Below are 9137 nucleotides of genomic sequence, written 5' to 3' on the forward strand. Positions count from 1 at the left end.
GGCCATGGCCTGGCCGGCCTGATCGACCAGGGTGGCGCCGTTCTTGACCTGCTCCGAGCTGCGTGCGGTCAGCTCGTCGATTTGCTGAACCGCGTCGGCGCAGCGCTGCGCCAGCATCCGCACTTCGCTGGCGACAACCGCAAACCCGCGGCCTGCTTCGCCGGCCCGGGCGGCCTCGACACCGGCATTCAGCGCCAGCAGGTTGGTCTGGAAGGCAATGTCCTGGATCACTTTGGTGATCTGCGAGATCTCCTGCGAGGATTCCTGCAGCTTGTCCATGGCAACAATGGTGTTTTTCACCACCTCGTCGCAGGATTTCACACCGTGCTGGGCGCTGTCGGCCAGCCGTTCCGCCCGCCCGGCATTTTCCGCCGAATGCTGCACGCTGTTGGTCAGGACGCTCATGGCGTGGGTGGTTTTTTCCAGCGTTGCCGATTCCGCTTCGGTGCGGTGGGCCAGATCCATCGAGGCCTCTGCAATCGACTTGGTGCTTTCGTCGACGCTGCTGGTCAATTCACCGATGGACGACACCGACTGGCTGAGGGCCTTGAGCGAGTCATTAAAGTCCATCCGGATCGATTTGAACTCCTCCGGGAAATACTCTTGGATCGGATTGTCCAGCCGCTTGTTCTGCAGATCCATCAGCGAGCTGCCGATGCGGCGGGCGACCGCAAGAATTTCCTCGCGGCGTTCCTTTTCGATCCGGTTTTCCTCCTCCTGCTTCTGCTGGGTCATGGTGCGCAGCTCAACAACATTGCGGGCCACAGATCCGATCTCATCGCGGCGGTCCGCGCCTGACACATCGGCATTGGCGTCGCCGCTGGCAAGCTGCTTCAGAGCGCCGTTCAGCACAGTGAGACCCTTGGTCATGTCGCGGGCGATTACCAGGCTCAGCGCCAGAACGCCGGCCAGCAGGACGCCTGCAAAAATGGCCATCTCGGTCAGCAGCAGTTTGTTGCTGGCGTCATAGGCCGCCATGTCCTCTTTGAGGTGCTTGATCAGGATAGCTTCCTTGCTGCGCAGAACTTTCAGCATTTCCGTTGCCGCTGCAAACCAGGATTTCGCATCATGGCCGGAGGTATCGCCGCCCGTCAGCACTGCCTCGCGGATGCTGTCGAATTTCTTCATTTCCGGCGTCTTGAAAAGCGTCTCGACGGCATTGCGGTCTTCGATGGTTGCAAAATCAAGAAAGCGGTCCAGACGTTCCTTGAAGCGTTCATGGGTTGCAACGAAGTTCTGGAAATCAGCGGGCTTCCAGTGATGGGCAAATCCGACCGCGCCGGCGGCCCTTTCAAGCCCGGCTGCATCCTTGGCGCGCAAAAAGAGCGACAGCGCCACGGCCTCTTGGGCAATCCGGGGATCGTCAATTTTCTGCGTCACAGAAAGGCCGCTTTGGATCAGCGCAGTATTCAGATTGGTGTAGTATGCGACGGCATCCTTCAGCGGAATCGAGCGGTTGGAAACCTGCTGGCGGATCTCCGATTTGCGGGCAAGTTCAGTTTGGGCCACCCGGAAGGCCTGAAGCGCTTCGGTGCTGAGGCCGCTGCGGTCAACTGTTTCCAGCTGGGCAAGATAAGCTGCCATAGCGGTGTCGTTGCTGCGTCGGATCTTGGCCAGCGCTTCGGGCAGTTTGGTGGCGTCACCACCTAGGAAACCCGCGCTCATCCCGCGTTCGACCTGCAGCGTGTGCACCAGGGAACTGGTGCTTTCCAAGAGTTCGCCCGCGAGCGCGGTGTTCACCTGTGCCCTTTGGTAAAGCTCAGTCAGCTTGGTTCCCATGAACCAGAGGCTCAGCAGCAGCGGAGCTGCCAGAAGCATCGCGATCTTCACCTTGATCGAGAGATGCTGCAAAAAACGCATACCCATATTCTGAATCCTTACTGCACAATTTTTCGGCTAGTTGAATTCATCCTGTGCGATGTGTCTTAATATTCGGCTACCCGCCCAAAATCTGCCCTATTCGCCAGCGGCAGCTTAGTTTCGGCTAAGTGATGTTTTCCGCCAGTTTGGGCTGCAATGTCATTTGTTCTGGGGAAAAAGTTTTGAAAATAACGCCTTGCAGGTGATCTTGCCGTAAGCGCCTGCCTGGGGAGCAGTGGAATTCAGTGGCTGGAGGCGGGCGCGCAGAAAAAGCGGTGAGCCCGTGAATTCAGCAGAAAAAGACAGGTAAATTAACAAAAACCCCCAAGCGCAGGGCTTGGGGGCTTCTGGGGAAATCGCTTAGAACGGGATTTCGTCATCGTCGATGTTGTGCGACGCTCCGCCGCCGAAACCACCGCCGCCGCCGCCTTGCGGGCCGCTGTCATAGCCGCCGCCGTAGCCGCCGCCCTGGCTGCCGCCGCCATAGCTGCCGCCGCCTTGGCCGCCGCCATAACCACCGCCGCCGCCGCCACCGCCTTCGCCGCGGCCGTCAAGCATGGTCAGGGTGGAGCCGAACCCCTGCAGAACCACCTCGGTGGAATAGCGGTCCTGGCCGCTTTGGTCCTGCCATTTGCGGGTCTGCAGCTGGCCTTCGATATAAACCTTGGAGCCTTTGCGCAGGAACTGTTCAGCCACCCGGACCAGGCCTTCGCTGAAAATCGCCACCGAATGCCATTCGGTCTTCTCGCGGCGCTCGCCGGTGTTGCGGTCCTTCCAGGTTTCCGAAGTGGCAATGCGCAGGTTGCACACTTTGCCGCCGTTCTGGAAACTGCGCACCTCGGGGTCGCGGCCCAGGTTGCCGATAAGCATGACTTTGTTCAGTGAGCCGGCCATAGGGTTCGGTCCTTTGTTTCTTGCTGTTCTTGTCCGGGAGCGGTCTGGCGCGAATCCGTCCGCTCTGGTTTCCAAGCACACTATAGACCTGCGCTGCCTGAGGAAAGCAGCTCTCTGGGGATGGATTTTCGGTGCCGGGCAAGGTCCGCGCGGCGGTTCACGCGCGTGTTGCTTTAAATTTGTTCTGAATTAGTTATATTCCAGCGAAGTGGGACAGTGCCGGGACAGTGGGAATGCGCAAAGCCGTTGCGTGGGTAGTGATTGCGATGCTCGGGGCAGGGCAGCCTGCTGCGGCCGATATCTTTGGCACCAAGAGCCGGCGGGATCTTTTTTCGTCTCATACCAGAGTATTGGATGGCCGTGCTGCGACCCAGTACAAGAATTCGGCGCGGCTGCAGCCCCAGACGTATCAGATACCATCAGCCGGGGGCACGCTGCCCTATACCGGCAAGTACCGGGGCCAATATCTTGAGATGGCGCGGGCTGCGGCGCGGCAGCATGGGGTGCCCGAGGAATTGTTTCTGCGGCTGGTGCAGCAGGAGAGCAACTGGAACCCGAATGCCAAGTCGCACAAAGGGGCCTTGGGGCTGGCGCAGCTGATGCCGGCCACTGCACGATCGCTGGGGGTAAACCCGGCTGTGCCGCAGCAGAATCTGGAGGGCGGTGCCCGCTATCTGGCCCGGCAATTCCGCAATTTCGGCTCCTGGCGGCTGGCGCTTGCTGCCTATAATGCGGGTCCTGAGGCCGTCCGGAAATACGGCGGGGTGCCGCCGTATAAGGAAACCCAGAACTATGTGAAAAAGATCTGGGGCAGCTGAGACGGCTGCCGGTTAATCTTTCGGGCAGTTAACCTGTGGGTAAGCTCTCTTAATGCCCCGTTAACTCCGCCGATGTGTCACGCATTTGCCTTAATTTTTCGTGAATCTGAGGCCAGTTTCAGGAGGAAATGCCTTGCACATCAGGAGCTTTGACGAACGCATTGACGGGATTAACTGGCAGCCCAGCGTGGTGCCGACCCGGCAGATGATCGACAGTGTGCTTGGCAGCCGCCTGCCGCGCAAGCCGCGCAGCGCCGTGCTGTCCCTGGCCGGTGCAGTCAGCGGCATCGCAGTTGGAGTCGGGCTGAAGGGGATGACCCTGGCGGGGTCGCCCTGGGGGCCGGGGACCGGGCTGACCGGGGCACTGGCAGGCACGCTGGCCCTGACTGGCCTGGCCTTGTCCGTGGCAGCGGCCGGCTATGCCGCGGCCCGCGGCCAGGAAGCGCCCCGGCTGATGCAGTTTGCGTCTATGAACCTGCTGATGATCGTCGTTCTGCTGCTGAGCTGAGTTTAGCCGCCCCCGTGGGAGTGGGGGAATGGTGTGGAGCCCCATGTGCTGCCGTTCCGGCGCGCATGGGGTTTTGCTTTGGGGGGTCTGGCCGGACCAGGAATTTACGGCATTTTCATAGAATTGCGGGAGTCTGCCTGGCGATTTGCAGGAACTATAAAGTAGTCAAGAAGATGCCTTTAAACACAAAGCGTCAGGCGCCCTGGAACAGAGCGGGGATCGAAACAGCACGGGAATATGTGAAAGACCGCAAGTTCGGGCGGGCTTTGCCGCTGCTGTTTTCCTTGCTGCGCTCCAATCCCGAGGATCTTGAAGCGCTTGATCAGACAGCAACCTGTTATTTTCATCTGGGTGACCACGAAACTGCTGCAAAACTATTGGGGCGGGTTCTGGAAAGCCGTCCGCAGGTGCCGCGGCTATGGGGCAAGCTGGCAGCAGTTCAGGCAAGCGGCGGAAACAAGGCAGCGGCTGCCGCGGCGTACAGACGGGCATTGGCTCTTGCGCCAAAGGATGTGGGGCTGCTTGCGGCTTACAATCATCTTGAGCCGTTTGCTGCGGGCAGCAGTTACGCGCTGCGGCTTGGCGAGGTGCTGCGCGACACTTCATCGGAGAAGCGGGAAAGGACTCTTGCGCATTTTGCACTTGCAAAAATTGCCGACAGAGCAGGGGATACTGACACAGCTTTCCGGCACTACAGCAGTGCAAACGATCTGAAATCAGCCGAGTATTCTTGCGAACTGCAGGAGAAATTTGTCCGGACGCAGGAGGCTTGTTTCTCCGCGCACAGCCATGACGGCGAAGACCAGGGCGGCCCTCGCATTCTGTTTGTAACCGGCCTGCCGCGGACCGGGACCACGCTTTTGGAGACCTGCCTGACCCGCCACCCGGGCGTGACCAGCATTGGTGAAAGCGGGGCCTTGTCGAAAACGGCGGCGCAAGCCCGGGCCCTGGCGCCTCAGCATGCCGGGCGCGGTGCCTGGAACTGGCTGGAGCAGCTGCGTCCGGAAGATATCAGCCGTTTGCGCAGGTATTTCCTGCAAAGCACCTTGGGTGCGGCAGAGACAGAGTCGAAGGTCATCATCGACAAGATGCCGCTCAATTGTTTCGAAGCAGGGCTTGCGCATGTTTTGCTGCCGAATGCAAAATTTCTGTTCATGTCCCGCCATCCGATGGATACGGGCCTGTCGAATTTCACGACCAATTTCGGCAGGGGAAACGGGTTTTCGCGGCGGCTGGACTGGATCGGCCATTTGACCCGCTGGGCTTATCGTTCGGCGATGGATTACCAATCCAAGCTGGGGGCGCAGTACCGGGTGCAGTCTTACGAGGCCTTGGTCACGGATCCCGAAGGCCAGCTGCGTGCCGTTTTGCATCATGCCGGCTTGGATTGGGATCCGGTTTGCATGACCCCGGAGCAGACGCGAAACACGGTCCGGACTGCCTCACTGATGCAGGTCCGCGAGAAGATCAACACCGGAGCTTTGGGCAAATGGAGGCGCTACGAAGCTCAGCTGGAACCGCTGATGGACGCTTTGGGCGGCCGGGCGTGGTTAGCTCAGTGGCAGCAGTGGGACCAGCAAGCGGCTGAAACCGGAAGGTTTCTTGCGGAACCTGCTTGATCTAAAATTCAAAGAAAACCGAACCGGTCACATCAATGAACAGCGCCGCGGCTTTTGACCAGCCGCGGCGCCGTTATTTGTGCATGTGCTGCAGATTACTCTGCCGCGATCTTGATCACCGGTGTCATACGCTCCAGCACTTCGTCGCTGAGGTGGCACTTGATCTGGTGGCCGTCTTCCAGCTGGCGCACCGGCGGCACTTCGCGTTCGCACAGGCCGCCGGGCACTTCTGATTTCCAGCGGCAGCGGGTTTGGAAGGGGCAGCCCGGGGGCGGGTTCATGGCTGACGGGATGTCGCCTTCCAGAACGATGTGCTCTTTCTCGATCGAGGTGTCGGCAATCGGCACCGCCGACAGAAGCGCCTCGGTGTAAGGGTGGTAGGGCGGTGAGAACACCTGGTCGGTGTCGCCCAGCTCCACCACATGGCCGAGGTACATCACCATCACCCGGTCGGACAGATAGCGCACGATTGACAGGTCGTGGGAGATGAAAAGCAGCGTCGTCTTCTCGTTGCGCTGGATCTCCATCAGCAGGTCCGTGACCGCCGCCTGCACCGACACGTCCAGCGCCGACACCGGTTCGTCCGCCACCACGATCCGGGCGCCGCCGGCAAAGGCGCGGGCGATGCCCACACGCTGCTTCTGGCCGCCCGACAGCTGCCGTGGCATCCGGTCTGCAAAGGCGCGGGGCAGCTTCACCAGGTCCAAGAGCTCCAGCATCTTCTTCTTGCGTTCGGCCTCGGAGTTGCCGATGCCGAAGATCTCCAGCGCCCGCATGATCTGGCGGCCGACGGTCATCGACGGGTTCAGCGTATCGAAGGGGTTTTGGAACACCATCTGCACGTCGGAAACGGTCTTGGTGTCGCGTTCTTCGATCGGCACCTGTTCGATGTTCTGGTTGTCGAGCAGGATCTGGCCTTCGGTGGCTGTCTCCAAGCCCATCAGCACCTTGGCGAAGGTCGACTTGCCGCAGCCGGATTCGCCGACGATGGCAAGGGTCTCGGATTCCCGCGCTTCAAAGCTGAGGGTCTCGTTGGCCTTGACCACCTTGGTCTCGCCGCCGCCGAACAGGGCGTTGGCCGCAACCTCGTAGTACTTCTTGAGATTGTCCATCTTGAGGACGACCTTGCCGGGCGCGGTCTTCTCCTTCTGCTCGCCCACGGTGATGGGCGCGTTCCAATCGATCTCCTGGAACTTCAGGCAGCGGGTTTCGTGCCGGTCATTGCCTCTCACCGGAGACATCGGGATCACTATGTCCTTGTCGCAGCGGCCCTCTTCGAAATAGTCGCAGCGCGGCCCGAAGTTACAGCCGGAGGGGCGCTCATGAGGAAGGGGGAAATTGCCGGGAATCGCCACCAGCGGCCGCGAGTTCTTGTCCGCGCCGGGCAGCGGGATCGAGCGGAACAGCGCCTGGGTATAGGGGTGCTGCATCTCGTCGAAGACATCCTTGATCGAGCCGCGCTCCACCGCCTCGCCGGAGTACATCACGCACAGGCGGTCGCAGGTTTCCAAAACCAGGCCGAGGTTGTGCGAGATGAACAGCATTGAGGTGCCGTATTTCTTGCCCAGGTCCTTGACCAGTTCGACCACCGCGGCCTCAACGGTCACGTCAAGCGCAGTGGTGGGTTCGTCCAGGATCAGCAGTGCGGGCTTGGACATCAGCGCCATCGCAATCACGATCCGCTGCTGCTGGCCGCCCGACAGCTGGTGCGGGAAGGAGTTCAGCATCCGCTCCGGGTCAGGCAGGCGCACATCGGTGACCACTTCCAGCGCGCGGGCATAGGCCTCTTTCTCGCTGACGCCTTCGTGGATCATCGGCACTTCCATCAGCTGTTTGCCGATTTTCATCGCCGGGTTCAGCGAGGCCATCGGCTCCTGATAGATCATCGCGATCTCATTGCCGCGGATGTCGCGCAGTTCTTCGGCGCTCATCTCGGCCAGATCGCGGCCCTTGAACTTGATCGAGCCGCCGACGATGCGGCCGTTCTTGCCCAGGTCCTGCATCACGCCAAGCGCCACGGTGGATTTGCCGCAGCCGGATTCACCGACCAGGCCCACCGCCTCTCCGGGCTGCACGGTGACCGAGAAGTCCATCACCGCCGGAATTTCGCGCAGGCGGGTGAAGAAGGAGATCGACAGCTTGTTAATCTCAAGGATCGGGCCGTCGTAGTCTGCCAGTTTGTTCATATTCTTGTCTCCCTGTTGAGGCTGGAAGGGACCGGATCCCTTTCTTCTGGCCTCAAGTATCCCGGGGGTCCGGGGGCTGGCCCCCGGTCCCGCAGGTTTGGATCAATCCTTTAGGCTCTCTTCGCGCAGGCCGTCGGCCAACAGGTTCAGACCAAGAACCAGCGTCAAGAGGGCGAAGGCAGGCGGCAGCGCCGGGTGCAGGTAGATCGATAGCAGCTTGCGGCCGTCATTGATCGTCGAACCCCAGTCCGGGCTTTCCGGCGGCAGGCCGAGGCCAAAGAAGCCCAGGGTCCCCAGCAGGATGGTGGTGTAGCCGATGCGCAGGCAGAAATCGACGATCAGCGGGCCGCGTGCGTTGGGCAGGATTTCCCACAGCATGATGTACCAGGGGCCTTCGCCGCGGGTCTGTGCCGCAGCTACGTAGTCGCGGGTTTTGATGTCGAGCGTCAGGCCGCGCACGATGCGGAACACCGTGGGCGAGTTGACGAAGACCACCGAGACGAAGACCACCAGGATGCCGCCGGGGATGTCGAACAGGTCCATCGCCTTGGGCAGGCCCGGGATCGAGTAGGCCGGAGTGTTGATCAGATAGCCGCCGTTAGACACCAGCTGCAGGTAGAACCAGATGATCGTGCCCAGCACCAGCGGCAGCAGCATGTTACGCAGCTTCGGCCGGGTGTAGTAGCGCGAGTTCAGCAGGACGCCCACAAAGATGATCGGGAAAACGAATAGTACGATCGCCATGTAGTTCGGCACGCCGGTGGCAACGATCTCCGGGGTCACCAGCAGGTAGAACAGCAGGATCACCGGGAAGGCCAGGATCAGGTTGGCGGCAAAGGACAGAATGGTGTCCAGGCGGCCGCCGTAGTAACCCGCAGGCAGGCCCAGGGTGATGCCGACCATGAAGGCGAACACCGCGGCCATCGGGGCGATCTTGATCACTTCCCAGGCGCCTTTGACCAGACGGCTGAAGACGTCGCGGGCCAGGTTGTCGCCGCCCAGGAGGTAATAGGCATAATCGCCTTCCTCGGCGCCGCGCAGCGGAGTGCCAGGGACCTTGTTCTTCATGCCCGAGACCTGGGTCAGCGGGTCGTGGGTGACGATCATGTCCATGGCGCCGTAGATGCCGGTGAAGACCCAGAACATCACCAGGCCAAAGCCGATCATGCCGATGGGGCTGTCGAACAGCTTGCCGTAGAGGCCCAGCTTGCGTTTGAAGCCGATGGAGAAACCGTAGAGGATCACCAGCGAA

The 9137-nt window shown here is 60.8% G+C and carries 7 protein-coding genes; 3 read left to right on the plus strand and 4 right to left on the minus strand.

The features are described from left to right. Both RA19_RS27360 and ssb read right to left on the minus strand, forming a co-directional pair. Positions 1 to 1866, minus strand: a 1866-nt coding sequence (locus tag RA19_RS27360) for a methyl-accepting chemotaxis protein (RefSeq protein WP_082020483.1), incomplete at its 3' end; no start/stop codon positions are given. Positions 1867 to 2220: 354 nt separating this feature from the next. Beyond that, on the minus strand, positions 2221 to 2754 hold the full coding sequence (gene ssb / locus RA19_RS07760; RefSeq protein ID WP_039161240.1) for a single-stranded DNA-binding protein: 534 nt from the start codon (positions 2752 to 2754) through the stop codon (positions 2221 to 2223). Positions 2755 to 2987: 233 nt separating this feature from the next. On the opposite strand from ssb, the gene RA19_RS07765 reads away from it, so the two are divergent. The 3 genes from RA19_RS07765 (at position 2988) to RA19_RS07775 (ending at position 5699) form a co-directional block, all read left to right on the plus strand. After that, complete coding sequence (locus RA19_RS07765) at positions 2988 to 3572, plus strand: lytic transglycosylase domain-containing protein (protein ID WP_039161242.1); 585 nt, start codon at positions 2988 to 2990, stop codon at positions 3570 to 3572. Between the two features lie 133 nt (positions 3573 to 3705). After that, a complete protein-coding gene (locus tag RA19_RS07770; RefSeq protein ID WP_039161244.1) occupies positions 3706 to 4080 on the plus strand; it encodes a hypothetical protein in 375 nt (124 codons plus the stop codon). 173 nt (positions 4081 to 4253) lie between these two features. Continuing rightward, the gene (locus tag RA19_RS07775; protein WP_193748240.1) at positions 4254 to 5699 is read left to right on the plus strand and encodes a tetratricopeptide repeat-containing sulfotransferase family protein; all 1446 of its coding nucleotides are present in this window, start codon (positions 4254 to 4256) and stop codon (positions 5697 to 5699) included. A gap of 95 nt (positions 5700 to 5794) precedes the next feature. On the opposite strand, the gene RA19_RS07780 is transcribed toward RA19_RS07775, so the two are convergent. Further along, positions 5795 to 7885 (minus strand): dipeptide ABC transporter ATP-binding protein, encoded by a 2091-nt coding sequence (locus RA19_RS07780; RefSeq protein WP_039161249.1) that lies wholly within the window; start codon positions 7883 to 7885, stop codon positions 5795 to 5797. A gap of 102 nt (positions 7886 to 7987) precedes the next feature. Then, on the minus strand, positions 7988 to 9137 hold a 1150-nt coding region (locus RA19_RS07785), incomplete at its 5' end, for an ABC transporter permease (protein WP_039161251.1).

Origin of the sequence: Leisingera sp. ANG-M1 (assembly GCF_000813745.1) — a bacterium.
Lineage (GTDB): Bacteria > Pseudomonadota > Alphaproteobacteria > Rhodobacterales > Rhodobacteraceae > Leisingera.

Coding starts and splice junctions, on each gene's coding strand:
- ssb (WP_039161240.1), bottom strand. CDS start 2,754: ATGGCCGGCTCACTGAACAAAGTCATGCTTATCGGCAACCTGGGCCGC.
- RA19_RS07765 (WP_039161242.1), top strand. CDS start 2,988: ATGCGCAAAGCCGTTGCGTGGGTAGTGATTGCGATGCTCGGGGCAGGG.
- RA19_RS07775 (WP_193748240.1), top strand. CDS start 4,254: ATGCCTTTAAACACAAAGCGTCAGGCGCCCTGGAACAGAGCGGGGATC.
- RA19_RS07780 (WP_039161249.1), bottom strand. CDS start 7,885: ATGAACAAACTGGCAGACTACGACGGCCCGATCCTTGAGATTAACAAG.